This window comes from Janthinobacterium sp. AD80, from assembly GCF_002878455.1.
GTDB lineage: Bacteria > Pseudomonadota > Gammaproteobacteria > Burkholderiales > Burkholderiaceae_D > Janthinobacterium.
On the sequence record NZ_NRDQ01000362.1, the window covers coordinates 1 to 1043 of the forward strand.

General features: G+C 49.2%; 2 tRNA genes and 2 rRNA genes. All 4 read left to right on the forward strand.

Going from position 1 to position 1043, the window contains the following annotated elements:
- A 16S ribosomal RNA gene (locus JaAD80_RS29600) occupies positions 1-297 on the forward strand; the annotation flags it as partial.
- Positions 298-395: 98 nt separating this feature from the next.
- Positions 396-472 (forward strand) — tRNA-Ile (locus JaAD80_RS29605).
- A gap of 67 nt (positions 473-539) precedes the next feature.
- Positions 540-615, forward strand: a tRNA-Ala gene (locus JaAD80_RS29610).
- Positions 616-865: 250 nt separating this feature from the next.
- Positions 866-1043, forward strand: a 23S ribosomal RNA gene (locus tag JaAD80_RS29615); the annotation flags it as partial.

Consider the following 1043-nt stretch of genomic DNA (forward strand, 5'->3'; position numbering starts at 1 on the left):
ATACAGAGCGCCGCCAACCCGCGAGGGGGAGCTAATCGCAGAAAGTGTATCGTAGTCCGGATTGTAGTCTGCAACTCGACTGCATGAAGTTGGAATCGCTAGTAATCGCGGATCAGCATGTCGCGGTGAATACGTTCCCGGGTCTTGTACACACCGCCCGTCACACCATGGGAGCGGGTTTTACCAGAAGTAGGTAGCTTAACCGCAAGGAGGGCGCTTACCACGGTAGGATTCGTGACTGGGGTGAAGTCGTAACAAGGTAGCCGTATCGGAAGGTGCGGCTGGATCACCTCCTTTCTAGAGTTTGCACGAATCAGAAATGATTCACGCATCAAATGTTCACACTTATCGGCTGTTTAATTAAGAAGAAACAGTAGTCGTAGTAGTTCCGCGTTGGGGCTGTAGCTCAGCTGGTTAGAGCACCGTGTTGATAACGCGGGGGTCGTTGGTTCGAGTCCAACCAGCCCTACCAGCAAAAACAGACCCGGGGGTAAGGTGGACACTAGTCCAGCCAGACCTACCAGTATGGAATACCCACAGGGGGATTAGCTCAGCTGGGAGAGCACCTGCTTTGCAAGCAGGGGGTCGTCGGTTCGATCCCGTCATCCTCCACCAAAGTTTTACTCGAAAGTGCAAACGTAAGCCGGTCAACAAGACTGTGGTTTAGGTTTGATCTTTTAGCGATCAAAGCTGTTTCGTTCTTTAACAATCTGGAAGAAGTAAAGATTATTTATTGATCGGTTTGCCGTAAAAAGCGAATCGATGGGTAATGATTGTATGTATCAACAAACAAGCAACAACGTTGTACTTTCTTATCCCTGTAGCGCTCTTTCATTATGCAAATGATGAGAGGCTAACGTTATAGGGACAAGCGAATAAGTGCACATGGTGGATGCCTTGGCGATTACAGGCGATGAAGGACGTAGTAGCTTGCGATAAGCTGCGGGGAGTGAGCAAACACACTTTGATCCGCAGATTTCCGAATGGGGCAACCCACCCTTTTAGGGTATTGCATACTGAATACATAGGTATGCAAGGCGAAC